Here is a 23773-nt window from a genome sequence, read left to right as displayed (position 1 = left end):
TTTTTCATACCTGTTCGATGAGGCGGAGCGCGCGTGGCGGAGAAGAACGACGGCGGCGACAAGACAGAACGGCCGACACCGAAACGGCTTCAGGACGCGCGCAAGAAAGGTGATGTCGCCAAGAGCAAGGACGTCGGCTCCACGGCCGTGCTGCTGGCTTGGCTGCTGATCGGCCTGATGCTGGCGGGGGCTGTGTTCGAGAACTTCGCCGCTCTGTTCGACGACGTATTCCGCGTGATGGATCAGCCGTTCGGCGACGCCTTCGAACAGGTCGCCTGGTCGGCGGCGCGGCGGTTCGTCTATCTGACGGCGCTGTTGCTGCTGCCGGTGGCCCTGTTCGCGTCGCTGATGGAGTTCCTGCAGACCGGGCCGGTCTTCACCCTCGAAAAGATGACGCCCAAGCTGGATCATCTGAACCCCGGCGAGGGGCTGAAGCGGATGTTCAACACCGACAACCTGTTCGAGGTGGCCAAGTCGCTGGTGAAGACGGCTCTGCTGCTGGGGCTGGCGGGGCTGATCCTGTTCGGTCAGTTCGACCGCATCCTGCGTCTGCCCGCCGCCCAGCCGGGCGAGGTGCTGGGCGCGTTCGGCGCAGCGGGATTTCATCTGCTGGGCTGGACGCTGGTGGTGTTCGTCTTCGTCGCGATCCTGGATTCGGCCTATCAGCGCTTCAGCTTCATGAAGCGGCTGCGGATGAGCCGACGCGACATCCGCCAGGAAGCCAAGGACATGGAGGGCGACCCTACGGTCAAGGCGCGGCGCCGTGAGCTGGCTCAGGAGTGGGCGCAGTCCAGCGCCGTCGGATCGGTGCGTGGCGCCGCCGCTCTGGTGGTCAACCCGACCCACATCGCCGTGTCCCTGGCCTATGATCCCGGCGAACATGTCGTGCCCGTGGTGGCAGGCAAGGGCGACGGTCTGATCGCCCGCGCCATGCGCGGCATGGCCGAGCGCGAAGGGGTGCCGATCATCCGCAACGTTCCCCTGGCCCGCGCCCTGCACGAACAGGTGCCGGTCGAGGCTGTGGTGCCCGAAGACATGTTCGCCGCCGTCGCCGAAGTGATCCTGACGGCGCGCCGTCTGCGCGACGAAGCGGCGCGCGGCGAGACGCTCGGCCCAGTCGACCTGACGGACGAAGGCGAAGGGCAGGGCGACGACGCCGAGTCCGAATCCGCTTCCGCCCGCCGCGCCCCCCTCTTTCCCGCCATGCCGGACGACGGCGTGGCTTCCGCCTCGGAGACCCGATGACGCCGTTCGCCTTGCTGATGGACTTCCTGACCGTTCTGGTCGCCCTGGCCCTGGTGCTGGGTTTGGCCTTCTTCTCGATCCGCATGTTGAAGAAGGTCCAGAGCGGCGCGCCCAGCGGCGATGAGATCCGCTTCATCCGCTCGCTGCCGCTGGGAACGCGCGAGCGGGCGACGGTGGTGGTCTGGCGCGACGAGGTGCTGCTGCTTGGCGTCACGGCGGGCGGGATCAGCGTCCTGGACCGGCGCGCTCGCACGGCGGAGGAAATCGCCGAAGACGCCGCCCGCGCCGAGGCCGTGCGGGCCCAGACGGCGGCTGTCGCCTCCCGTGTTCCGCCGCGCCTGCGCCGCTGGCTAGGGAAGTCCCTAGCTGGGGAACGGCCTGACTACCGAGGATAGGGGACGGGTGGTTTCGTGAGGTCGTCGGGTTTTCGGGCGAGGCGCCTGGCCGGCGAACCGGAAACGCACACTTATTCGGAGAAAGATCATGTTCGGCATCGGCGGCGGCGGCTTCAACATCGGCAGCCTCATCAGCCAGGCGGCCCTGGCGGTTGCGACGGGCGGCACCTCGGCGCTGGTCCAGGCGGCTCTGACCCAGGTCGTGTCGTCCATCGGCCAGCAGGTTCTGCAGCAGGTCGGTCAGGCTCTGGGTCTGCCGCAGTCGGTGATCGATCTGTCGATCGGCGCTTTCGCGGCGGCGACGGGCAATACGGGCGGCGCCTTCCAGAGCATCGGCGAATCTGCAGCCGGTCTGGCTCAGGCCACTGGCGGCGGCGCTTTCGAAGCTGGCGGCATCGAACGTCAAATGAACGACATCGTTCAGGATCTGGTCGACAAGACCCTGGAGAAGGCCCGCACCGGCGGCCGCGATGAAGAAGGCAACGCCGTTCCCGGCGGTCTGAACGGCAAGAGCTTCATGCTGCGTCTGGCCCTGGCTCTGGGCAGCGTCTTGGACGCCAAGATGGAGCGCATGGCCGAGATCGGCGAGAAGATCGACGCCGAAAGCCAGAAGAAGAAGCCCAAGATGGGCAGCCTGTCCGCCGAAATGACGGCTGTCGGCAAGGAGTTGGACTTCGTGTCCCAGGCCCTGAACAACGCCCTGAAGTCGATCGGCGAATCCGCTTCGACCCTGGCTCGCAAGCAGGGCTAAGGCCGAAAAGGCTGATTTGTGGGACGGCGGGCGAAACCTTCGCCCGCCGTTGTGCTTTTGAGGAATGAGCGTTTTTCAGAGTGATGGAGAGGCGGAGATGAGCGGCAAGCAGGTGTTTCTGGCGGGAGCGGTCGCAGCGGTTCTGCTCTGTGCGTCTCAGACTCAGGCTCAGGACTACGCCTTCCAGGGCTTCGCGACGGCAGACGCGATGAACCAGATGCACGCCGCCATGCGCGACAACATGATGGAGTCGTCGTCTGATGCACGCCCCTCGTCGCGAGGCGGGGTTGCTGCGGGCGTGGCGGCATCGGAACGTCGCGCCGCCGCGTCCGGCCGCACGACCTATCAGTCGTCGCCAGCGGTCACGCAGCGCGTCAAGCGCCAGTTCGCGGACTTCGTGGGTTCGACGGGCGGGGACGGCCCGGGGATTGCGGCGGCGATGGATCAGCAGGACTTCTTCGCCCGTTGGGGGCGGCACGTCGCACAATACGGCCTGCGTCGCGGCGACGTTGCGGACGCCATGACCGCCTACTGGATGCTGAACTGGCAGATCGCCAACGACGTGCGAACCGTGAGCAGGTCTCAGGTTCAGGGCGTGCAGGCTCAGGTTCGAAACATCATGGGCGGCAACCCGGCCTTCAGCGGCCTCAACAACGCCCAGAAACAGGAAATGGCTGAAGTCTTGATCCTGAATTTCATCGTTCAGAGCGTCGCCTATGAAGACGCCATGCGGGACAATGACGCGACGATGCAGCGTCGTTTGCAGAGCGCGGCGACGACGCGGTTTCGCAATGAGATGAACGTGGATCTGCGCCAATTGCGTTTGGGCGGCAGCGGGTTCACAGCCGCTTCTTGAAAGGGGCAGGGCGAGAGCCCGGAGGCCAATCCTTCAACTGAACCGCCGGCGACGCCTATGGGCGCGTTGGTTTTCGGCGTCGCGGGTTTGGCGGGCGCCGGTCTGACCGCTTTGGCGCTTTGGGCCATGAGGCGGCGGCGAGGTCGACAATAACATGAGCGAACTCTCCTAGGCGTCGGTCGACGATGTGGAGCGATGAAGCCGATCTGAGCTGATCGGCCTTGATGTTTCTCGCGCATCCCGGCAGCATCGTATACGATTCAATGTCGGGAGAGCGATGTGAGCGTGTTTGAGGCCCAGGAGACGGTCGCCCTGTCGATTGACGAGGTGTTCGCCCTGTCGCGGCGGGTGCTGACGGGGGCGGGGCTGTCGGTCGCGCACGCCGAGGCGGTGGCCCGCGTCATCACGGCGGGCGAGCGGGACGAGTGCGCCTCGCATGGGCTTTACCGGCTGCCGGGCTGCGTCATGACGATCCGCTCGGGCAAGCTGTCGCTGGATGCGGAGCCGCTGATCGAGGATGCGTCGCCCGCTCTGGTGCGGGTCGATGCGCGTCATGCCTATTCCCTGCTGGCGTTCGAGCGTGCGGCGCCGCTGTTGGCGCAGAAGGCCAAGGCCGTCGGGGTGGCGGCGCTGGTCATCAACAACTGCTTCCATTTCTCCGCCCTGTGGCCCGAGATCGAGCAGTTGACTGAAATGGGCGTGGCCGCGCTGGCCATGACGCCCAGCCATTCATGGGTGGCGCCGGCGGGCGGTAAAAAGGGGCTGTTGGGCACCAATCCGATCGCCTTCGGCTGGCCGCGTCCGGGGCCGTATCCTTATGTCTTCGACTTCGCCACCAGCGCGATCGCGCGCGGGGACATGGCGCTGCACGACATCGCCGGAAAGCCGATACCCGAGGGCTGGGGCGTGGACGCCGAAGGGCGGCCGACGACGAATGCGCGGGCGGCGCTGGACGGGGCCATGCTGACCTTCGGCGGACATAAAGGCTCGGCCCTGTCGACGATGATCGAGCTGATGGCGGGGCCGTTGATCGGCGACCTGACCAGCCGCGAGTCGATGGCCTTTGACGGCGGCGCCAAGGCGGCGCCCATGCATGGCGAACTGATCCTGGCCTTTGATCCGACCATCATGGGCGGCGGCGATGTCGAGGCGAACGCCGCGCGGGCTGAGGCCCTGTTCGCCGCCTTCGCCGATCAGGGCGCGCGTCTGCCGTCGCAGCGGCGCTATGAAGCGCGGACGCGCAGTCTGAAGCATGGGGTGCGCACGCCCAAGGTGCTTTATGATCAGATTCAAGCCCTGGGCTTCTGACTTCTTTCCTATCTTCTGACGATACCGACGCACGGACGAAAGACACGCCATGACCGCGACCATCGAACTGAGCCACTGGATCAACGGCGAGCGCCGGGGGGCCGGAACGGTCGAGAGCCTGAACCCGTCCGACACGCGCGAGGTCGTGGCGTTGACGCCCGAGGGCGGCGCGGCCGAGGTCGATGAGGCGGTGGCGGCGGCCTCGGCGGCGTTCGACGGCTGGGCGGGCGCCTCGCCCGAGGTGCGCTCGGACGTGCTGGACCGGGCCGGGACGCTGCTGATGGAGCGGCGCGAGGCGGTCGGCCGCCTGCTGTCGCGCGAAGAAGGCAAGACCCTTGCCGAGGGCATTGGCGAGACGGCGCGCGCGGCCCGCATCCTGAAATACTTCGCCGGGGAGGCCCTGCGCCTGCATGGTCAGAACCTGGCCTCGACTCGGCCGGGGGTGGAGATTCAGACCTATCGTCAGCCGGTGGGCGTGTTCGGCCTGATCACGCCGTGGAACTTCCCTATCGCCATTCCGGCATGGAAGGCGGCGCCGGCGCTGGCCTTCGGCAATACGGTGGTGATCAAGCCCGCCAGCCATACCCCGGCCACGGCCGAGGCCCTAGTGGCCATCCTGCATGAGGCGGGACTGCCCAAGGGCGTGCTGAATCTGGTCATCGGGGGCGGCCGGGTGGGGCAGGCCATCGTCGACCACAAGGATGTGGCGGGCGTCAGCTTCACCGGTTCGCAAGGCGTCGGCGCGGGCGTCGCCGCCGGGGCCGCGGCGCGTCAGGCGCGGGTGCAACTGGAAATGGGCGGCAAGAACCCGTTGATCGTGCTGGACGACGCCGATCTGGACCGCGCGGTGAACATCGCGCTGGACGGCAGCTTCTTCGCCACGGGGCAGCGGTGCACGGCCTCCAGCCGACTGATCGTGCAGGATGGCATCCACGACCGCTTCGTGGCGGCGTTGACCGAGAAGGTCGCCGCCCTGCGCGTCGGCAATGCGCTCGATCCCGACACTCAGGTCGGCCCGGCGGTCAGCGAGGCCCAGCGCGAGACCTCCTATCGCTACATCGACATCGCTGCGTCCGAGGGCGGGCGCGTCGTCACCGGCGGCGGTCGCCTGAACCGCGAGGCGCCCGGCTGGTATGTCGAACCGACCCTGATCGCCGACACCGATCCGGCCATGCGGATCAACAATGAAGAGGTGTTCGGCCCGGTCGCCTCGACCATCCGGGTCAAGGATTATGAAGAGGCGCTGGCCGTCGCCAATGGCGTCGAGTTCGGCCTGTCGGCGGGCATCGTCACCCAGTCGCTGAAGCACGCGCGTGATTTCCAGCGCCGCGCCAAGGCGGGCATGACCATGGTCAATCTGGCCACCGCGGGGGTCGATTATCATGTGCCGTTCGGCGGCACGAAGGCCTCGTCCTACGGCTCGCGCGAGCAGGGCTTTGCGGCGGCCGATTTCTTCACCCTGACCAAGACCAGTTACAGCGCCGGATAGGCGAACTTCGCTTGACTTAACTCCAGATCAGATATCGTATACGAAAATAAATCTGCTTTAGGAGGAGTAGCGTATGGCTGGGGCGAAGTTGGACTGGACCGGGGTGATCCCGGCGGCGACCACGCAATTCGATGAGGCGCTGGCGGTCGACCTGGACGCCACCCAGAAGGTGCTGGACGGTCTGATCAAGGACGGCGTCGACGGCATCATCGTCATGGGCACGGTCGGCGAGAACAACTCGCTGGAGCCGGAAGAGAAGCGCGCCGTGCTGAAGGCGGCGGTCGAAGTCGCCGACGGCCGCGTGCCGATCATCACCGGGGTCAGCGAACTGACAACGGCGCGGGCCGAACGCTACGCCAAGGACGCCGAGAATATCGGCATCGACGCCCTGATGGTGTTGCCCGCCATGGTCTATGTGCCGACGCAGGCGGAGCTGGAGGCGCACTTCCGCGCCGTGGCGGCGGCCAGCGGCCTGCCCAACATGCTCTACAACAACCCGCTGATGTATCGGCAGACGCTGAACAACGACGACCTGCGTCGCCTGTCGGATGTGCCGAACATCGTGGCCCTGAAGGAAAGCGCCCCGGATTCGCGGCGCATCACCGACATCTTCAACGAATTGGGCGACCGCTATTCGGTCATGGTCGGCCTGGACGATGTGGCGCTGGAAGGCCTGATCCTGGGCGCCAAGGGCTGGGTCTCGGGTCTGACAAACGCCTTCCCTGAAGAGTCGGTCGCCCTGGTCAAGGCGGTCAAGGACGGCGACATCGCCCGCGCGCTGGAGATCTATCGCTGGTTCATGCCCCTGCTGCACCTGGATTCGGTTTCGGATCTGGTTCAGTCGATCAAGCTGTCTGAAATGATCATGGGCCGGGGCAGCGAGCGGGTTCGTATGCCACGCATGCCGCTGGCGGGCGCCCGTCGGGCCGAGGTCATCGCCATGGTCGAGAAGGCGGCGGAAACGCGCCCGATCGGCTCGGGCAAGGCCGTGAAGATCGTCTGATCGGGAAACTGAATGCGCGACGTCTTCTTCTGCATTGACGGTCATACCGCTGGCAACCCGGTTCGCCTGGTCGCCGGCGGCGCGCCCCTGTTGTCAGGGGCCAGCATGGCCGAGCGGCGGCTGGATTTCCTCAGCCGCTATGACTGGATCCGCACCTCATTGTGCTTCGAGCCTCGCGGCCACGACATGATGAGCGGCGGTTTCCTGTATCCGCCGACCCTGCCGGACGCGGACGCGGGCATATTGTTCATCGAGACCAGCGGCTGCCTGCCCATGTGCGGCCACGGGACCATCGGCATGATCACCTTCGGCATCGAGCACGGCCTGATCCGGCCGCGAACGCCGGGGCGGCTGAAGATCGAGGTTCCGGCGGGCGTGCTGGACATCGCCTATGAGACTGAGGGCGGCAGCGTGACCTCGGTGCGTATCCGCAACGTCCCGGCCTATCTGGCGGCGGAAGGGATCGAGATCGACGTTCCGGGCCTCGGTCCGCTGACGGTCGATGTCTCCTACGGCGGCAACTACTACGCCATCGTCGAGCCGCAGGGCGCCTACACCGGATTGGATGATCTGGGCGCCAGCCGCATCATCGAACTGAGCGGCCTGGTGCGCGAGCGGGTGCGGGCGGCCTTCCATCCGGTTCACCCGGACGAGCCCTCGATCAACGGCGTCAGCCATGTTCTTTGGGCCGACAAGCCGAAGGGGCAGGGGGCCGACGGCCGCAACGCCGTCTTCTATGGCGACAAGGCCATCGACCGCAGTCCGTGCGGCACCGGCACCTCGGCGCGGCTGGCCCATCTGCACGCCAAGGGGCGGTTGAAGACCGGCGACGCCTTCGTCCACGAAAGCTATATCGGCAGCCGTTTCATTGGCCGGGTCGAGGCGGAGACGACTGTGGGCGACCATAAGGCGATCGTGCCCTCGATTGAAGGCTCGGCGATCGCCACGGGCTTCAACACGATCTGGGTGGATCGACGCGATCCCTTCTGGGGCGGCTTCCAGGTGGTGTGACGTATTCCACATCGTAATTGCGGACATTGCGAGTTAAGGCTGGGCCGGGCGACCGGCCCAGCCTTTTCCATTTGATGAACCGCATGGCCGCAGCCCCGCTTGAAGTCCGCACCCTGTCCGACCGCCTGATGGAGGTGGTGCGCGACATGATCCTGTCCGGTGCGATCGCGCCTGAGGTGCCGATCCGGCAGGACGCGCTGGCGGCTGATCTGAACGTCTCCAAGATTCCCCTGCGCGAGGCCCTGGTGCGGCTGGAGCAGGACGGCCTGGTGGTGTCGCACGCCAACCGGGGCTTCTTCGTGCGCGGCATGAGTGCGGCCGAGGCTGAGGAAATCTATGAACTGCGCCTGAAGCTGGAGCCGGAAGCGGCGGCCCAGGCCTGCCTCATTGCTGACGAGGCTCAGCGCGCCACGGCTCAGCGCGTGCTGGCCGAACTGGACGCGGCGGCTGCGGCCCGCCTGCCCAGCGTCGGCCCGTTGAATCGCGCCTTCCACATGGCCCTGGTTCAGCCGGGCCAGCGGGTGCTGACGGCCGAGATCACCGCCCGCCTGCACGTCATGGCGGACCGCTACGTCCGCAAGCACCTGGAGCACAAGGGCCGTCACGTGACGGCCGAGGCCGAGCACCGCGAGATCCTGCAGGCATGGCTGGACCGGGACGCCGACGCCGTGCGTCGCCTGGCGAACGCGCACCTGGAGCACACCCTGCGCGACCTGCGCGAGGAGTTCGAGCTGGAGGCGGCCGAAGCCGCCGGGCGCAAGGCCTCCTGAGCGAAGAGGCTCAGGTTTCCTTGACGTCTGCAGGTGCGGCGGCGGGCTGCGTTGATTTGAACGCGGTCGTCAGCAGGCTGGCGGCGGCGTAGAGGACCACGACCACCACGCCCCAGCGCAGAACCGTCAGCGGCAGGGAGGTGATGACGAAGGCGGCCAGCAGCACGGCCGGTATCCCGCCGATCGCCATGCCCAGCACCAGGCGCAGGTCGATGCGCTCGCTCCTGATGAAGCGCAGGCTCGACACTGGCATCAGGAAGGCGCAGGCGCCCATCATGATGGGAAAGGCCGCCGTCGGGTTCATCCCCATCAGGCTGAGCATGATCAGGGACGGCGCATAGAGGCCGATGCCGAAGCTCATCAGCGCGCCCATGACCAGATGCGCCAGTACGGCGACGATGAACAGATTTCCCTCCAGAGACACCGCCTCGCCGCCTGCGGGCATCAGGTTCAGATTGGTCATGGCGTAGAGGGCGGCGGCGATCAGCAGGGCCGCGCCGACCACCGTCTGCACCGCCCGCACAGGCAGGCGCAGCACGATGGGCGCACCGATCACCGCGCCCAGGATCGAGGCGCCGATACAGGCGATCAGCAGCACCGGATCGACCTGGATCAGCTTCATGAACACCAGCCCCTGCATCACCGTGGGTAGACAGTGCCCCGCGTTCAGCACGGCGGGCAGGAAGCTGTCGGGGACCAGCTTGCGGAACCGCAGCCAGGCCGTCGTCGGCGCAAATGACCCGATACCCAGGGCGTCGAAGAAGTTGGCGACGGCGCCGATGGCCACGCCCTCGGCCTTGGGTCTGAGTTCGCCGCGCGCCCTGGCCGTGCGGACCAGTTGCACGGCGTAATAGGCGGCCAGCAGCGCCAGCACCGTCAATAGAACGGCTACGATCATGTTTCCCTCCCCCGAGGTCTCGCCGCCCTTGCCGGACGGTCGAGCCGAAGGAAAACACGCCTATAAATCAGATACAATATACGTTGAGAGCTTTGTCTGTGCTCAGGCCTGATCGAGCGGGCGCCGGTCGGCCTGCGCGATATATCTGGCGGGGGGCTTACCCATGACGGTCTTGAACATGGTGATGAAGGCGCTGGCGGATTCGTAGCCCAGGTCATAGGCGACGCTCTGGACCGAGGCGCCGGATGACAGTCGCTGCAAGGCCAGGACGATCTGCAATTGTTGGCGCCAGCGGCTGAAGTTCATGGCCGTCTCGCGCACGACCAACCGGGTCAGGGTGCGTTCGCTCATGGCGACGCGGCGCGCCCATTCGCCCACGGTGGATCGGTCGCCGGGGTTCTCGATCAGCGCCTCGGCGATGCGGCGCAAGGCGGGGGAGGCGGGGATCGGCAGATGCAGGGCCGCGATTTCCGTCCGCCGCAGCTCTTCCAGAACGACCTGGGCGATCCGGTCCAGGTGGCCGCCGGGCGCATAGACGGGCGTGGGCTGGCGGGCGAGATGGCGGATCAGTTCGATCAACATGGGGCTAAGCGACAGGGTGCAGCATCGGTCGGGCAGGCCGGGCACGTCCGGCTCGACGAACACCATGCAGACGCGGCCGTTGGCGGTGACGCGGTTGCTGTGCGGCGTGCCGCCGGGCGCCCAGACGCCGCCGCCCAGGGGCGCCATCCACAGACCGTCCTCCGTCCGGCACATGACGCCGCCTTGCAGCGCCACGACCAGTTGGGCTTTGCGATGGGTGTGCAGGGGCAGTTCGACGTCATGGGCCGATCCGCCCAGGCTGACGGCGATGGCGTCCTGAGGAAAGGCGTCGGGGTCGAAGCTCTGGAAGCAGGCGTGCAGGGAGGTCATGGCGATCTGACCGATTATCGAAACTTCATGCCTGAATATCCGAAGTTAGCCGATCGCTCCATCGCTAGCGTGAGCCGGCCTTCCTCCCGAGGCGACTGTAGCCGGCGGCTTGTCATGACTACGCGTACCTCACTGCATCCGCTCTGGATCATCGCCGGCGTGCTGCTGGTGGCCAGCACCCTGCGCGGGACCTTCACGGGGGCCGGGCCGCTGCTCGGCGATATCGGCCAGGCGTTCGGCCTGGGGGCGAGCCAGGCGGGCTTCCTGATCACCCTGCCGCTGCTGGCCTTCTTCGTCGTCTCGCCGTTCGCGGCGCGGCTGGCCAGGGCTGTGGGGCTGGAACGAGCGATCTTCCTGGCGCTGGCGGCCATGATCGCAGGCGTGGCGATCCGGTCCGCCGGGCCGTTGTGGACGCTCTATCTGGGGTCGTTCGTGCTCGGGGCGGGCATCGCCATCGGCAACACCCTGCTGCCCAGCCTGTTGAAGCGGGACTTTCCCGATCAGATCACCAAGCTGACGACCCTTTACGCCATCACCATGGGCGTGGCCTCGGCCGGGGCGTCGGCTGTCATGGCGCCGCTGGCGCAGGCGTTCGACTGGCGGCTGGCGCTGGCGGCGTTGGTCGTATTGCCGACGGCGGCGGCTCTGGTCTGGATTCCGCAGTTGCGTCGTTGGTCCGCGCCGGGGGCCGCGCCAGGTGCCGAGGCGGCGGGCGTGAGCGGCGTTTCGGTGTGGCGGTCGGGCCTGGCGTGGCAGGTGACGCTCTTCTTCGGCGTGAACTCCTTCGTCTACTACGCGGTGGCGGCCTGGCTGCCGTCGATCCTGACGAGCGCGGGGGCGTCGCCGGAAGCGGCGGGCGGCCTGCACGGAGTGATGCAGTTGGCCACGGCGGCGCCGGGTCTGGTTCTGGTCCCCCTGGTCCGCCGGTTGAAGGATCAGCGGGCGCTGGCGGCGGGCTTCTCCCTTTTGGGTCTCGTGTCCTTGACGGGCCTGTACGTCGCGCCGGGACTGGCGATGATCTGGGTCGCCCTGTTCGGGTTCGCCATCGGCGGCGCCTTCATCCTGGCCCTGGCCTTCATCGGTCTGCGGAGCCGTTCGGCCGAGCAGACCGCGCAGCTTTCAGGCATGACCCAGTCGGTCGGCTATCTGATGTCCGCCTGCGCGCCCGTTTCTATTGGAGCCCTGCATGACGCGGTCGGCGCCTGGGCTCCGGCCCTGGCGGTATGCGGCGCCCTGTGCATCCTGATGGTCGGGCTGGGGCTGGGCGCCGGGCGTGATCGCCAGCTCGCCTAGGCTCGGTCACGGCCGAGCGGTGAAGACGCGGAAGCCCTTTTCCTCCGCCGCCGCGATCATCTGGGCGTCGCCCGAGGTGTCGCCATAGGCGGCGGCCAGCTGCATGTCGGCGCCGTAGGCGGCGCGCAGGCGGTGCATCTTCTCCTCGCCCCGGCAATTGCCGCCGACGAAGGTTCCCAGCACCCGGTCCTGGTCATCGAAGGCCAGTCGGGTGCCGATCAGGTTCTCGGCGCCCAGTTTGCGGGCGAAGGGGGCGACGGTGGTCTCGGGCGAGGCGGTGACGATGACGCGGTGGGCGCCGCGACGGCCCCAGTCTTCCCATGTCGCCAGGGCGTCCGGGCGCATGAAGCGCGGCCAGATGTCTGTGGCGAAGCGTTCGGCCTCGGCTTCCAGCGCCTTGCGGTCGGCGTCCATCAGGAACTCGCGCACCGAGGCGACCTTGATCCGGCCGCGATCCTTGTCGCTCAGATAGGCGAAGACGGCCGGGATCAGCCGCGCCAGGCCCTGAACCCAGCGGAAGGGACCGGCCCGCCACTTCAGGAACTCGGTAAAGCTGTCGCGAATCGTCAGGGTGCCGTCGAAATCGAAGGCGACGATGGCCTGGCCGGGGGCAGGGGACTGGTGAAAGGCTTTTTCGCTTCCCATGTCAGACATTAGCCGTGATCCCCATATTATCTGTCCTGTCCGATCCCCGAAGCACGCTGCGGCGCCGCAACGGGGTTGTGGCGGAACGTGTGATGGGTGATTGTCATTTTTTGAAGACCTTCGATGATAGATTCCTTGGATCGATCGTGAAGGAAGCGCCTTTCGTCCCAATGTCGGGGCGGATCGCGGATAGTGAGAAGGGTCTATGACCAAAGCCGCCGGCACAGACGCCAAAAGCACGCTCTACTGCTCGTTCTGCGGCAAGAGCCAGCACGAAGTCCGCAAACTGATCGCCGGACCGACCGTTTTCATCTGCGATGAATGCGTCGAACTGTGCATGGACATCATCCGCGAAGAGCACAAAATCGCGTTCAAGACCTCCAAGGACGGCGTACCCACGCCCAAGGAGATCCGCGATGTCCTCGACGATTATGTGATCGGGCAAAGCCACGCCAAGAAGGTGCTGAGCGTCGCCGTTCATAACCACTACAAGCGCCTGAACCACGCGACGAAGAACAACGACGTCGAGCTGGCCAAGTCGAACATCATGCTGATCGGGCCGACCGGCTCGGGCAAGACGCTGCTGGCCCAGACGCTGGCGCGGATCATCGACGTGCCGTTCACCATGGCCGACGCCACGACCCTGACCGAAGCCGGTTATGTGGGTGAGGATGTCGAGAACATCATCCTGAAGCTGCTTCAGGCGTCGGACTACAACGTCGAGCGGGCCCAGCGCGGCATCGTCTACATCGACGAAATCGACAAGATCTCGCGCAAGTCGGACAACCCGTCGATCACCCGCGACGTGTCGGGCGAAGGCGTGCAGCAGGCCCTGCTGAAGATCATGGAAGGCACCGTCGCCTCCGTGCCTCCGCAAGGCGGCCGCAAGCATCCGCAGCAGGAATTCCTGCAAGTCGACACCGCCAACATCCTGTTCATCGTCGGCGGCGCCTTCGCCGGCCTTGAAAAGGTGATCTCGGCGCGTGGTGCAGGGGCCTCCATCGGCTTCGGCGCCAAGGTCAAGGAGATCGACGAGCGCCGCACGGGCGACATCCTCAAGGGCGTCGAGCCGGACGATCTGATGCGCTTCGGCCTGATCCCCGAGTTCATCGGTCGTCTGCCGGTTCTGGCGACGTTGGAGGACCTGGACGAGGCGGCGCTGATCACCATCCTGACCGAGCCGAAGAACGCCCTGGTCAAGCAGTACAAGCGACTGTTTGAGATGGAGAACGTCACCCTGACCTTCACCGACGACGCCTTGTCGGCGGTGGCGAAGAAGGCGATCACCCGCAAGACCGGCGCCCGCGGCCTGCGCTCCATCCTGGAGGGCGTGCTGCTGGAGACCATGTTCGAATTGCCTACCTTCGAGGGCGTCGAAGAGGTCGTGGTCAACGCCGAGGTGATCGACGGCAAGGCGCAGCCGCTGCTGATCTATTCGGAAACCAAGAAGAAGACCGCCGACGGCGCCGCCTGACGCCACGGCCTGATCCAAGCGAAAAAGGGGCGGCTCGCCACGGGCCGCCCCTTCATCGTTTCAGGATCGGCTAAACAGCTCGTCTGAAATCACACGCTTTTTCACGCTTCTGTGGGCCGCCGCCCCGTTACGCTTGAACCGCGTCCAGACAGAACCACATACTCACACGAAAGCCGCTGAAAAATAGCGGGTCGAGTCGAGACGAGGCGGCAGTAACGCCAAGTCGGATCGGTTCGGCGGGTCTGAGATTCACGAAGACCCCGGAAAGTACGCATCATGACCGAGAGCAAAATCCTCCCTGTCCTGCCGCTGAGAGACATCGTCGTCTTTCCGCACATGGTCGTGCCCCTGTTTGTCGGGCGCGAGAAGTCCGTGCGCGCCCTCGACGAGATCATGAAGGGCGAGAAGCAGATCCTGCTCGCTACGCAGAAGAACTCTGTTGACGACGATCCGGCGACGGACGCCATCTATTCGACCGGCGTGCTGGCGACGGTGCTGCAACTGCTGAAGCTGCCCGACGGCACCGTGAAGGTGCTGGTCGAGGGCAAGTCGCGCGCGCGCCTGACCCGCTTCACTGACCGTGAGGACTATTACGAAGCCGAAGCCGTCGAGATCGACGACGAGGCCGGCGATCCGTCGCAGAGCGAAGCCCTGCTGCGCGCCGTGATCGAACAGTTCGAAAACTATGTGAAGCTGAACAAGAAGGTCCCGCCTGAGGCCCTCAGCGCCATCCCTCAGATCACCGATCCGTCCAAGCTGGCGGACTCGGTCGCCGCCCACCTGTCGGTCAAGATCGCCGACAAACAGGCCCTGCTCGAAACCGTGGTCATCCCGACCCGGCTGGAGAAGGTCTATGGCCTGATGGAAGGCGAGATCAGCGTCCTGCAGGTCGAAAAGAAAATCCGCAGCCGCGTGAAGCGGCAGATGGAGAAGACCCAGCGCGAGTATTATCTGAACGAGCAGATGAAGGCGATCCAGCGCGAGCTGGGCGAGACCGACGACGCTCGTGACGAACTGCTGGAGCTGGAAAAGCGCATCAAGAAGACGCGCCTGTCCAAGGAGGCCCGCATCAAGGCCGAGGCGGAGTTGAAGAAGCTGCGCAACATGTCGCCGATGTCGGCGGAATCGACCGTGGTGCGCAACTATCTCGACTGGTTGCTGTCGATCCCGTGGTCCAAGACCAAGCCCAAGGCCATCGACCTGCAGAAGGCCGAGGACATCCTCGAAGAGGATCACTACGGCCTGGAGAAGGTCAAGGAACGGATCATCGAGTATCTGGCCGTGCAGGCGCGCACCGGCAGCCTGAAGGGCCCGATCCTGTGCCTGGTCGGCCCTCCCGGCGTCGGCAAGACCTCGCTGGCGCAATCCATCGCCAAGGCGACGGGGCGTGAATACGTCCGCATGTCGCTGGGCGGCGTGCGCGACGAGGCCGAGATCCGCGGCCACCGCCGGACCTACATCGGCTCCATGCCCGGCAAGATCATCCAGTCGATGAAGAAGGCCAAGACGACCAACGCCTTCGTTCTGCTTGACGAGATCGACAAGCTGGGCGCCGACTGGCGCGGCGACCCGTCTTCGGCCCTGCTGGAAGTGCTGGACCCGGCCCAGAACTCGACCTTCGGCGACCACTATCTGGAGGTCGATTACGACCTGTCGCCGGTGATGTTCGTCACCACGGCCAACAGCCTGAACATGCCCCAGCCCCTGCTGGACCGCATGGAGATCATCCGCGTCTCTGGCTACACCGAGGACGAGAAGGTCGAGATCGCCAAGCGCCACGTCCTGCCCAAACAGCTCAAGGACCATGGCCTGAAGGACAGCGAACTGATCGTCCCCGACGATACGATCCGCGACCTGATTCGCTACTATACTCGCGAAGCCGGCGTGCGTTCGCTGGAACGCGCCCTGGGCGGTCTGGCCCGCAAGGCGGTGCGCGAGATGGCCAAGACCAAGACCGCTTCGATCACCGTGGATGCAGCCAAGCTGGCCGAATACGCGGGCGTGAAGAAGTTCCGCTACGGCGAGACGGATTCGGAAGATCAGGTCGGCATCGTCACCGGCCTGGCCTGGACCGAGTTCGGCGGCGACATCCTGACCATCGAGGCCCTGAAGATGCCGGGCCGCGGCCGCATGACCGTGACCGGCAACCTGAAGGACGTCATGAAGGAGTCGATCTCGGCGGCGGCGTCCTACGTCCGCAGCCGCGCGCTCAGCATCGGCGTCAAGCCGCCGGTGTTCGAGAAGACCGACATCCACGTCCACGTTCCGGACGGCGCGACGCCCAAGGACGGCCCCTCGGCCGGCGTGGCCATGACCGTCGCCATGGTCTCGGTGCTGACCGGCATCCCGATCCGCAAGGACATCGCCATGACTGGCGAGATCACCCTGCGCGGCCGGGTGACCGCCATCGGCGGCCTGAAAGAGAAGCTGCTGGCGGCCCTGCGCTCGGGCGTGAAGACCGTGCTGATCCCGCAAGAGAACGAGAAAGACCTGGAGGATGTGCCGGAAAACGTGAAGGCGGCCCTCGAGATCGTGCCGATCTCCACTGCCGATGAGGCGCTGAAGTGGGCCCTGACGGGCACGCCGACTCCCGTCGAGTGGGACGAGGCGGCCGAGCCCATGTCGCCGACGCCTCCGACGCCGGCGGCGGGCGAGGGGGCCAGCGTCAGCCACTGACGCCCGCTCTATGACCAGATGAAGGAAGGCGGTTCGGGGCGACCCGGACCGCCTTCTTTTTGACCTTCGTGTCGACAGGGCGTTAAGTGCGCGCTTCGTTCGCGCTGGGAGGCGCAGACATGACCAAAACGGAACTGATCGGGCGCATGGCCGAGGCGGCGGGCATAAGCCGCGAACAGGCCAAGCTGGCGCTGGAAGCTTTCACCGATCAGGTGACGGGCTCTCTGGTTCAGGGGCGCGACGTGCGCCTGGTCGGCTTCGGCAGCTTCGTCGCCGTGGACCGCAAGGCGGGCGTGGCCCGAAATCCCCAGACCGGCCAGGAGATCGCCCGCCCGGCCTCGCGCACCGCGCGCTTTCGTCCCGGCGAAGGTTTGAAAAGCGCCTTGAACGGCTGACCGCCACAGGGCATGAAGCCTGTCCCGACGATGAGTCGGATGATGTGGGCGGCTAGCTCAGCTGGTCAGAGCATCTCGTTTACACCGAGAGGGTCGGCGGTTCGAACCCGTCGCCGCCTACCAAATTTTCCTAGCAAAATCAGTATATTATGCCGATTTTGGCGAGTCAGATTGTTCCGGGTTCGGAGTAATTTGGGTCAAGGGGGGCAATAGGGGGGCAGTTTCTGCGGATTTCGCTGAAATGTCCTGAACAGGTTTGGTGCCCTAAGGCGTGTTCTGAGCCGAGGCGATCATCCGAGTTTGATCAAGTTCTCGCATGCGCGCGCTTCGGTGACCTGGCGCGCCGCTCTAGGCAGGACTTTATGAGGCTGCGTCGCCAGACCCACATTGCGCAATCCGCAGTTCGGGTAGTTTGGTGTTGCAAATCGCTCGCAATTGCATTTAAGCGCGGGGCTTCTTCAGGAGCCTCCGATGTCTTTCCCCTCGACCGCCCCGTCGCCGCGCCGATCCTATAGCCTTGTCGCAGCCTTGCTGGCAGGGACGGCCCTCGCATCGACAGCCGCCGCCCAGACGGCGCGGCAGGAGCCGGCGGTCAGCACGGTCGACGAGGTGGTGGTGACGGCGGCTCGGACGATCCTGCCTGCCAGCGCCCTGCCGATGACGGTGGATGTCATCGATCGCAAGGCCTTGGCGGAACAGGTGGCCATCAGCGGCTCGGTGATCGATGCGGTTGCGACCCTGTCTCCGTCTTTTTCGCCGACGCGACAGAAGCTGACCGGCTCGGGCGAGAGCCTGCGCGGCCGGTCGCCGCTTTTCGCCATTAACGGCATTCCGCAATCGACGCCGATCCGCGACGGTTCGCGGGACGGCTATACGATTGACCCCTTCTTCATCGACCGGGTGGAGCTGATCTACGGCTCCAACGCCCTGCAAGGCATCGGCGCGACCGGCGGGGTGGTCAATCAGGTGACGGTCGGGGCGCCGACCGAGGATGGCCTGACCGGTCGGATGCTGGCCCAGGTCTCGAGTTCGGGTGGGCCGGAAGGTGACGGGATCGGGGCCAAGCTGGGCGGTCTGGCCGCCTATCGCCACGGCGATTTCGACGGCGTATTCGGCGTGGCCTACGACCAGCGCGGCGCCTTCTATGACGCGAACGGTCGCCGCATCGGCGTCGACAACACCCAGGGCGAGGTTCAGGATTCCAAGGCCCTGTCCTTCTTCGGCCGCTTCGGCTGGGACCTGACGGACACGGTTCGCCTCGATCTGCTCGCCAATCGCTTCGAGCTGAAGGGCGACGGCGACTATGTGGTCGTGGCGGGCGATCGCCTGATCGGTCGTCCGGCCAGCAGCATGCGCGGCCAGGTTCAAGGCGAGCCTGCTGCGAACCGGGTTGAGACGGTGTCAGCCTCACTGACCGACAGCGATCTGGCGGGCGGCGACTTCAGCGCCCAGGTCTTCTTCAACCGGACGCGCGACACCTTCGGCGGCGACCGCTCCGCGACCTTCCAGGACGCGAGCATCGCCCCCATCGGGACCCTGTTCGACCAGTCGTCGAACCGCTCGCGCAAGCTGGGCGCGCGGGCCAGCTATGAGCGGGCGGTGCCGGGCGTGCCGGGGCTGACGGCGACGCTGGGTCTGGACGCCATGAAGGATCGCACCGAGCAGTTGATGATCGCGACCAACCGCGCCTGGGTGCCGCCGACCGAGTTCCAGAGCATCGCCCCCTTCGTCCAGGCCAACATGCGCCTGTTCGACGGCCGGGTGCGCCTGGCCGGCGGCGTGCGTCAGGAGAATGTCGAACTGTCGATCGACGACTTCACCACCCTGGCCTCCTACGGCTCGCGCCGGGTCACGGGCGGCAAGCCCAAGTTCGAGGCGACCCTGGTCAACGGCGGCGTGGTCTATGAACCGCTGGACGGCGTGCGCGCCTACGTCAGCTACGCCGAGGGCTACACCGTGCCCGACGTCGGACGCATCCTGCGCTCCATCAACGTCGATGGGGTGAAGGTCGAAAGCTTCCTCGACATCAGTCCAGTCGTCTCGGACAATCAGGAGATCGGGCTGGAGGTGAAGCGTGGTCCGTTCGAAGCCGGGGCGACCTACTTCTGGTCCTCTTCGGACCTGGGTCAGTTCCTCGTTCGCAACGCCGACGGCGTCTATGACGTCCAGCGCCAGGCGGTCGAGATCGAGGGCCTGGAGCTGAACCTGCGCGCGCGTACGCCGATCGAGGGACTGACGGTTTCGACCGGCTACGCCCGCCTGCGCGGTCAGACCGACACCAACGACGACGGCCGGGTGGACCGGGATCTGGACGGGGCCAACATCTCGCCGGACCGCATCAACGCCGCCGCCGTCTACGCCAACGGCCCGCTGTCGGCGCGTCTGCAGGTCCAGGCCTATCTGGCGCGCGACTTCGAAGGCGGCGACGTGCGCAACAATTTCGAAGGCTACACCGTGGCTGACGCCTATCTGCGCTACGACTTCGCCATTGGCGGCGTGTCGCTGGCGGTCCAGAACCTCTTCAATGAGGACTATGTGACCTACAGCTCCGACACCAGCAATCCGACCGACAACCTGCGCTATTTCGCCGGCCGGGGCCGCTCCTTCACCCTCGGATGGGACCGTCGCTTCTGATGCGTCTGGTCCGACTGGCGCATCGCTGGACCGGGGGGCTGATCGGCCTGCTTCTGTTCGTCCTGGGGCTGACCGGAACCGTTCTGGTGTTCAAGGACGACTGGCTGCGCGCCGTCGTGCCTCACGCCGCCGAGGCGCGGGTTTCGGACCCGAAGATCATCGGGGCGGCGCTGGATCGGGCGTTCGCGTCGTCGGACCGACCGCGTTCGGTCGTCCTGGCGACTGACCGGCTGGGCGTTCACCGCCTGAACTACGAAGACAAGACGCGCGGCGCTTACGTCGCCCAGTCGGGACAGGTCGTGGCGCGCTGGTACAGCCTGTGGGCGCGGCCCGAACTGTGGGTGTTCGACCTGCACCACTATCTGCTGATCGGCGACACGGGAAAGACCATCGCGGGAATCGCGGGGCTGGCCGGTCTGGGGTTCGTCATTACGGGGGTGATCCTGTGGTGGCCAACGCGACGGACCTTCGTATTCGCGGTCCTGCCCAGGACCTGGAAGCGGCCGGGGATCGTCAAACACCATCGCGACATGGGGGTGTGGAGCGCGCCGGTCCTGGCCGTGGTTCTGACGACCGGGGCGATCGTGGCCCTGTCGCCCCTGTATGACGGCCTGGCCAAGGCCCTGTCGCCGCGCGTGGATCTGGAAGCGGCCATGGCCCAGCCGAAGCATGAGGGAGGGCCGCTATCCGCCGATCTGGACTGGTCGGCCATGATGACAGCGGCGCAAGGCCGTTTCCCCGACGCCGAGCTGCGCATCGTCTCCCTGCCGACCAAGCCGGGCGGTCTCATCGGCCTGCGGATGCGGCGGGCGGCGGAATGGCTGCCCAACGGCCGGACCCAGGTGTGGTTTGATCCCGCTGACGGGCGGATCGTCGGGACGCGCGACGCCATGGCGCTGCCGCTTGGACTTCGGGTCGTCAACGCCCAGTACCCGATCCACGCGGCCAAGGTCGGAGGCCTGGCCTACAGGCTGGTCGTCGCGATCACGGGTGTGGCGCTGACCCTTCTGGGCTCTCTGGCCGTCGTGACCTTCTGGTCCAATCCGAGCGGGCTTCCGAAGCGGCGACGCCCAAGAGCGCGGCCTGTCCAAGATGTTGGAGCGGGCGGAGGTTCGCCAGACTGAGACGGGCGGGGAGGGGGCGCGCGCCAGAAGGCGACGCTTGGCCAGGCCGTTTCTCTCGTCCCTCAGGCGGCCTTCGGTCCGCAACACGACTTTTGTCGCGTCTGCGCCAGGTCTTCTAGGATCGCGCAATTCGGACTGGGGCCGCTGACGCAGGCGGCGTCGCAGTCGCTCACGAGCTTCGACAAGTCCGCTTCGAGCGCCTTGAGTTCAGCGAGCTTCGTCTGGACGACGTTCAGATTCTGGCGGGCGAGGTCGCGCGCATCGAGGCAGGAATGGTCGCCGCCGTTCTCGAGCAGATCGATCAGGCTGCGGACCTGCTCGATCGGGAACCCGAGTTCCCGGCATCGACGGATGAAGGTCAGTCGCTGGAGATCGGCGTCGCCATAGGTGCGATGACCTCCGTCACGGCGCTCGGCCCGGCGTACCAGCCCGATTTGTTCGTAGTAGCGGATCGTCGGCGGGGTCGCGCCGCTGCGCTTGGCGAGGGCGCCGATCGAAAGCTCGCGGTCCATTTGGATCCTCAACGAATAGGGCTTGAACCTCAAGTTACTTTAAGTCCTACAAACCGTCCAACGGATCGGCGCGCTGCGCCCAGTTCGAACTCTGCGGGTCGCTCGACCCTGGCTCAAACCTGTGGATGCTGTTGATCATGACGTCTCTCAATCCCAGTTCGCCGCTCAAGGCCGATCAGGCCAAGGGAGGCGTGGACCAGAAGGCGGTCGGCGTCGGCTCCATCGTGGCGACCTCAGGGGCGGTCGTCGCCTGTGCGGCCTGCTGCGTCGTGCCGCTGGCCCTGCCTATCATCGCCCTTGCGGGTTTCGGCGGCGTCCTGGCCTGGCTGTCCGGCGCCCATGTCTGGATCACCGCCGTCGCCGTGATGATCGTGGTCGCCGCCTGGGCCTGGCTGGCGTGGCGCACCTTCAACCGCCGCCTGCGACCGGCAAGGTCCACCCTCATCATGATGATGATTGCGACGGGTCTGCTGGCGCTCGCCCTGCTGTGGCCGCGTATAGAACCGGCCCTGCTGCAGGCTCTGCGATGAGCGGCCGCTTCAGGCCGCGATGGGCGGTTCTCGGTCTGGCCGGCGCCTGTGCGGTCTGCTGCGCCGTGCCGGCGGCCGTTCTTCTGATCGGCGGAGCGACCCTGGGCGGTCTCGGCCTGGCGCTGGGCAGGAACTGGGACGCCGTCGTCTGCGGGGGACTGGTCGTCATTCTTCTCGGGGCGGCCGTCGCCCTGTATCGCCCCCGTCGGGCCGAACCCGCATGCCGCATCGACGGCTCTTGCGGTTGTAAAGAAAGCCCTGAGGCGCCCGTAAAATGAGCGCGACCATCCTGCTCCAATCCACGCTGACCTGTCCGCATTGCGGCCATGTCGCGACCGAAGCCATGCCCACCGACGCCTGCATCTGGTTCTACGACTGCCTCGGTTGCGGCGTGAAGCTGAAGCCCTTGCCCGGCGACTGCTGCGTCTTCTGTTCCTATGCCGACGTGCCCTGTCCGCCGATCCAGGAGGATGGCAAGGGCTGTTGCGGCTAGGGATCGGTCAACGACAGGGGCAATCCCACGGCGACGACCCTCAGAAGGCGAGGGCGCCTGCCAGACCGGCTAGGACCAGGGTGACGGGGATCGCCAGCTGCGCCCGCCAGCGGTAGGCGGCGACCAGGGCGGCGCCGAAGATCGCCAGGGCCAGCGGCCAGTAGGGAACCGTGTCGACCAGAGAGGCTCCCAGCTGAAGGACGGTGGCGACGATCAGTCCCACGACGGCGGCGGCGACGCCGTCCAGCAGGGCGTGCAGCGACCTGTTCTCGAGAACCAGTTCCAGGCGATCATAAAAGATGAGGGAGAAGCTGAAGGCCGGAAGGAAGATGCCCGCCGTCAGCGCCAGCGCGCCTGGAAAACCGCCGCCGGCATAGCCGACGAAGGTTCCGAAGATGATGAGGGGCGCCGGGATCACCTGGGCCAGGGCGACGCCGTCGAGGAACTGGCCGTCGCTGATCCAGCCGCCTCTCGCGGCGTCGGCGCGCATGACGGGGATGGCGGTGTAGGCGCCGCCGAAGGTCAGCAGTCCCGCCTTCAGGCCGGTGAAGAAGAGGGCGGCGACGGACGCGTTCATCGGCGCGAGGGCAGCCGCCGTGGCAAGCGGGGCACCGTGGCCATTGAGCCAATAGCGGGCCGCCAGTCCGATCGAGAGCGTCAGGATGAAGAGCGCTGCCGCTGCAAGGCGCCTGCCCCTTTGGGCCAGGGCGTAGGCCAGGCCGGCCGCCGGCAGGATCAGCCAGAAGCTCACGCCCAGCAGCGAGGCCGCGCAACTGGCGGCGCCGATGAGCCAGAGGCTGCGGTCGACCATGACATGCCGGCCGATCCGGTGGGCGGCCCGCACGATCACGGCCAAGACAGCGATCTGGACTCCGATGAAGGCGCTGGTCATCCAGCCCGATTTCACGCCGATCGAGAAATAGAGCCAGGCCAGTCCCAGCATCAGGACGAGGCCGGGCAGCATGAAGCCGAGGCCGGCGAGGACGCCGCCGATCCGGCCTCTAGCCCTCATACCCATATGGACGCAGAGCTCGTGCGCCTCAGGCCCAGGCAGGACCTGAAGGACGGCGAGCAGCCGGTTGAAGCGCTCGCTCGACATCCACCGGCCTTCGTCGATCAGCCTGTGTCGGATCATGGCGATCTGGGCGACGGGCCCGCCAAACGCCAGGACGCCGAAGCGCAGAAACTGCAGGAAGAGGGCTGCGTAGCTCAGATGCGGGGGGCGAAGCTCGCCAGGGCCGTCGGACGTCATCGGGACACAGCCAATCTCCTGGGCGCCTTCAACCACAGCGGCGGCAATATGGCTTCTTTCGCAGGGCAGCACCCTTTCAAAAATCGTCTCGTCAGACCGTTCGACAT

23 protein-coding genes and 1 tRNA gene are annotated in these 23773 nt (G+C 66.3%); 19 read left to right on the top strand and 5 right to left on the bottom strand.

All coding sequences use genetic code 11. The features are described from left to right. The first annotated feature begins 33 nt into the window (after positions 1-33). The 9 genes from AC3IPP_RS10420 (at position 34) to AC3IPP_RS10380 (ending at position 8828) form a co-directional block, all read left to right on the top strand. The gene (locus tag AC3IPP_RS10420; protein ID WP_489148943.1) at positions 34-1245 is read left to right on the top strand and encodes an EscU/YscU/HrcU family type III secretion system export apparatus switch protein; all 1212 of its coding nucleotides are present in this window, start codon (positions 34-36) and stop codon (positions 1243-1245) included. Beyond that, positions 1242-1640, top strand: a complete 399-nt coding sequence (locus tag AC3IPP_RS10415) for a flagellar biosynthetic protein FliO (protein ID WP_489148942.1) — start codon at positions 1242-1244, stop codon at positions 1638-1640. Before AC3IPP_RS10420 ends, AC3IPP_RS10415 begins: the two co-directional genes overlap by 4 nt. 88 nt (positions 1641-1728) lie before the next feature. Next, a complete protein-coding gene (locus AC3IPP_RS10410) occupies positions 1729-2391 on the top strand; it encodes a hypothetical protein (RefSeq protein WP_087140545.1) in 663 nt (220 codons plus the stop codon). Positions 2392-2488: 97 nt separating this feature from the next. After that, positions 2489-3247: a DUF6683 family protein gene (locus tag AC3IPP_RS10405; RefSeq protein WP_489148941.1), complete on the top strand. Its 759-nt coding sequence runs from the start codon at positions 2489-2491 to the stop codon at positions 3245-3247. 279 nt (positions 3248-3526) lie between these two features. Continuing rightward, entirely contained in the window at positions 3527-4555 is a 1029-nt protein-coding gene (locus AC3IPP_RS10400) for an Ldh family oxidoreductase (protein ID WP_489148940.1), read from the top strand. 49 nt (positions 4556-4604) lie between these two features. Next, positions 4605-6044, top strand: a complete 1440-nt coding sequence (locus tag AC3IPP_RS10395; RefSeq protein ID WP_489148939.1) for an aldehyde dehydrogenase family protein — start codon at positions 4605-4607, stop codon at positions 6042-6044. Between the two features lie 73 nt (positions 6045-6117). After that, entirely contained in the window at positions 6118-7047 is a 930-nt protein-coding gene (locus tag AC3IPP_RS10390; RefSeq protein WP_087140549.1) for a dihydrodipicolinate synthase family protein, read from the top strand. 12 nt (positions 7048-7059) lie between these two features. Continuing rightward, a complete protein-coding gene (locus tag AC3IPP_RS10385) occupies positions 7060-8058 on the top strand; it encodes a 4-hydroxyproline epimerase (RefSeq protein ID WP_489148938.1) in 999 nt (332 codons plus the stop codon). Positions 8059-8141: 83 nt separating this feature from the next. Beyond that, entirely contained in the window at positions 8142-8828 is a 687-nt protein-coding gene (locus tag AC3IPP_RS10380; protein ID WP_489148937.1) for a GntR family transcriptional regulator, read from the top strand. 10 nt (positions 8829-8838) lie between these two features. Here the strand turns inward: AC3IPP_RS10380 and AC3IPP_RS10375 are convergent, their stop codons facing one another. After that, complete coding sequence (locus tag AC3IPP_RS10375) at positions 8839-9726, bottom strand: sulfite exporter TauE/SafE family protein (RefSeq protein ID WP_087140552.1); 888 nt, start codon at positions 9724-9726, stop codon at positions 8839-8841. A gap of 102 nt (positions 9727-9828) precedes the next feature. Further along, positions 9829-10638 (bottom strand): AraC family transcriptional regulator, encoded by an 810-nt coding sequence (locus tag AC3IPP_RS10370; RefSeq protein WP_489148936.1) that lies wholly within the window; start codon positions 10636-10638, stop codon positions 9829-9831. A 114-nt stretch (positions 10639-10752) separates the two neighbouring features. On the opposite strand from AC3IPP_RS10370, the gene AC3IPP_RS10365 reads away from it, so the two are divergent. Then, positions 10753-11931 (top strand): MFS transporter, encoded by a 1179-nt coding sequence (locus tag AC3IPP_RS10365; RefSeq protein WP_489148935.1) that lies wholly within the window; start codon positions 10753-10755, stop codon positions 11929-11931. Between the two features lie 6 nt (positions 11932-11937). On the opposite strand, the gene AC3IPP_RS10360 is transcribed toward AC3IPP_RS10365, so the two are convergent. Next, on the bottom strand, positions 11938-12585 hold the full coding sequence (locus AC3IPP_RS10360) for an HAD-IB family hydrolase (RefSeq protein WP_489148934.1): 648 nt from the start codon (positions 12583-12585) through the stop codon (positions 11938-11940). A gap of 196 nt (positions 12586-12781) precedes the next feature. Between AC3IPP_RS10360 and clpX the strand changes: the two genes are divergently transcribed. From clpX to AC3IPP_RS10330, 6 genes are all read left to right on the top strand, one after another. After that, the gene (gene clpX, locus AC3IPP_RS10355; protein WP_087140556.1) at positions 12782-14050 is read left to right on the top strand and encodes an ATP-dependent Clp protease ATP-binding subunit ClpX; all 1269 of its coding nucleotides are present in this window, start codon (positions 12782-12784) and stop codon (positions 14048-14050) included. A gap of 276 nt (positions 14051-14326) precedes the next feature. Then, positions 14327-16726, top strand: coding sequence for an endopeptidase La (lon, locus tag AC3IPP_RS10350; protein ID WP_489148933.1), 2400 nt, complete (start codon positions 14327-14329; stop codon positions 16724-16726). A gap of 119 nt (positions 16727-16845) precedes the next feature. Continuing rightward, positions 16846-17121 carry an HU family DNA-binding protein gene (locus tag AC3IPP_RS10345; RefSeq protein WP_489148932.1) on the top strand — a complete coding sequence of 92 codons (276 nt, stop codon included), beginning with the start codon at positions 16846-16848 and terminating at the stop codon, positions 17119-17121. A gap of 46 nt (positions 17122-17167) precedes the next feature. Continuing rightward, positions 17168-17244 (top strand) — tRNA-Val (locus AC3IPP_RS10340). A gap of 348 nt (positions 17245-17592) precedes the next feature. Beyond that, complete coding sequence (locus AC3IPP_RS10335; protein WP_489148931.1) at positions 17593-19755, top strand: TonB-dependent receptor; 2163 nt, start codon at positions 17593-17595, stop codon at positions 19753-19755. Beyond that, positions 19755-20879, top strand: coding sequence for a PepSY-associated TM helix domain-containing protein (locus AC3IPP_RS10330; protein WP_489148930.1), 1125 nt, complete (start codon positions 19755-19757; stop codon positions 20877-20879). The genes AC3IPP_RS10335 and AC3IPP_RS10330 overlap by 1 nt, the downstream gene beginning before the upstream one ends. Positions 20880-20941: 62 nt before the next feature. Here AC3IPP_RS10330 and AC3IPP_RS10325 read toward each other — a convergent pair whose 3' ends face one another. After that, positions 20942-21391, bottom strand: coding sequence for a MerR family transcriptional regulator (locus AC3IPP_RS10325; RefSeq protein WP_331032560.1), 450 nt, complete (start codon positions 21389-21391; stop codon positions 20942-20944). A 137-nt stretch (positions 21392-21528) separates the two neighbouring features. On the opposite strand from AC3IPP_RS10325, the gene AC3IPP_RS10320 reads away from it, so the two are divergent. Genes AC3IPP_RS10320 through AC3IPP_RS10310 form a run of 3 tightly spaced genes read left to right on the top strand, consistent with a single transcriptional unit; the run spans position 21529 to position 22414 of the window. Next, the gene (locus AC3IPP_RS10320) at positions 21529-21921 is read left to right on the top strand and encodes a hypothetical protein (protein WP_331032561.1); all 393 of its coding nucleotides are present in this window, start codon (positions 21529-21531) and stop codon (positions 21919-21921) included. Further along, positions 21918-22199 (top strand): hypothetical protein, encoded by a 282-nt coding sequence (locus AC3IPP_RS10315; protein ID WP_489148929.1) that lies wholly within the window; start codon positions 21918-21920, stop codon positions 22197-22199. Before AC3IPP_RS10320 ends, AC3IPP_RS10315 begins: the two co-directional genes overlap by 4 nt. Then, positions 22196-22414: a GDCCVxC domain-containing (seleno)protein gene (locus AC3IPP_RS10310; protein ID WP_489148928.1), complete on the top strand. Its 219-nt coding sequence runs from the start codon at positions 22196-22198 to the stop codon at positions 22412-22414. Before AC3IPP_RS10315 ends, AC3IPP_RS10310 begins: the two co-directional genes overlap by 4 nt. Before the next feature lie 40 nt (positions 22415-22454). On the opposite strand, the gene chrA is transcribed toward AC3IPP_RS10310, so the two are convergent. Beyond that, positions 22455-23666: a chromate efflux transporter gene (gene chrA / locus AC3IPP_RS10305; RefSeq protein WP_489148927.1), complete on the bottom strand. Its 1212-nt coding sequence runs from the start codon at positions 23664-23666 to the stop codon at positions 22455-22457. Positions 23667-23773: the final 107 nt, after the last annotated feature.

The sequence above is a fragment of the Brevundimonas sp. KH_060 genome, assembly GCF_057838275.1.
This window is presented reverse-complemented; position numbering and strand designations above follow the sequence as displayed.

What these genes read in the sequence shown, in the direction of transcription:
- AC3IPP_RS10415 (WP_489148942.1), top strand. Translation starts at nt 1,242, where the DNA reads ATGACGCCGTTCGCCTTGCTGATGGACTTCCTGACCGTTCTGGTCGCC.
- AC3IPP_RS10410 (WP_087140545.1), top strand. Translation starts at nt 1,729, where the DNA reads ATGTTCGGCATCGGCGGCGGCGGCTTCAACATCGGCAGCCTCATCAGC.
- AC3IPP_RS10405 (WP_489148941.1), top strand. Translation starts at nt 2,489, where the DNA reads ATGAGCGGCAAGCAGGTGTTTCTGGCGGGAGCGGTCGCAGCGGTTCTG.
- AC3IPP_RS10395 (WP_489148939.1), top strand. Translation starts at nt 4,605, where the DNA reads ATGACCGCGACCATCGAACTGAGCCACTGGATCAACGGCGAGCGCCGG.
- AC3IPP_RS10390 (WP_087140549.1), top strand. Translation starts at nt 6,118, where the DNA reads ATGGCTGGGGCGAAGTTGGACTGGACCGGGGTGATCCCGGCGGCGACC.
- AC3IPP_RS10385 (WP_489148938.1), top strand. Translation starts at nt 7,060, where the DNA reads ATGCGCGACGTCTTCTTCTGCATTGACGGTCATACCGCTGGCAACCCG.
- AC3IPP_RS10380 (WP_489148937.1), top strand. Translation starts at nt 8,142, where the DNA reads ATGGCCGCAGCCCCGCTTGAAGTCCGCACCCTGTCCGACCGCCTGATG.
- AC3IPP_RS10375 (WP_087140552.1), bottom strand. Translation starts at nt 9,726, where the DNA reads ATGATCGTAGCCGTTCTATTGACGGTGCTGGCGCTGCTGGCCGCCTAT.
- AC3IPP_RS10370 (WP_489148936.1), bottom strand. Translation starts at nt 10,638, where the DNA reads ATGACCTCCCTGCACGCCTGCTTCCAGAGCTTCGACCCCGACGCCTTT.
- AC3IPP_RS10365 (WP_489148935.1), top strand. Translation starts at nt 10,753, where the DNA reads ATGACTACGCGTACCTCACTGCATCCGCTCTGGATCATCGCCGGCGTG.
- AC3IPP_RS10360 (WP_489148934.1), bottom strand. Translation starts at nt 12,585, where the DNA reads ATGTCTGACATGGGAAGCGAAAAAGCCTTTCACCAGTCCCCTGCCCCC.
- clpX (WP_087140556.1), top strand. Translation starts at nt 12,782, where the DNA reads ATGACCAAAGCCGCCGGCACAGACGCCAAAAGCACGCTCTACTGCTCG.
- lon (WP_489148933.1), top strand. Translation starts at nt 14,327, where the DNA reads ATGACCGAGAGCAAAATCCTCCCTGTCCTGCCGCTGAGAGACATCGTC.
- AC3IPP_RS10345 (WP_489148932.1), top strand. Translation starts at nt 16,846, where the DNA reads ATGACCAAAACGGAACTGATCGGGCGCATGGCCGAGGCGGCGGGCATA.
- AC3IPP_RS10335 (WP_489148931.1), top strand. Translation starts at nt 17,593, where the DNA reads ATGTCTTTCCCCTCGACCGCCCCGTCGCCGCGCCGATCCTATAGCCTT.
- AC3IPP_RS10330 (WP_489148930.1), top strand. Translation starts at nt 19,755, where the DNA reads ATGCGTCTGGTCCGACTGGCGCATCGCTGGACCGGGGGGCTGATCGGC.
- AC3IPP_RS10325 (WP_331032560.1), bottom strand. Translation starts at nt 21,391, where the DNA reads ATGGACCGCGAGCTTTCGATCGGCGCCCTCGCCAAGCGCAGCGGCGCG.
- AC3IPP_RS10320 (WP_331032561.1), top strand. Translation starts at nt 21,529, where the DNA reads ATGACGTCTCTCAATCCCAGTTCGCCGCTCAAGGCCGATCAGGCCAAG.
- AC3IPP_RS10315 (WP_489148929.1), top strand. Translation starts at nt 21,918, where the DNA reads ATGAGCGGCCGCTTCAGGCCGCGATGGGCGGTTCTCGGTCTGGCCGGC.
- AC3IPP_RS10310 (WP_489148928.1), top strand. Translation starts at nt 22,196, where the DNA reads ATGAGCGCGACCATCCTGCTCCAATCCACGCTGACCTGTCCGCATTGC.
- chrA (WP_489148927.1), bottom strand. Translation starts at nt 23,666, where the DNA reads ATGACGTCCGACGGCCCTGGCGAGCTTCGCCCCCCGCATCTGAGCTAC.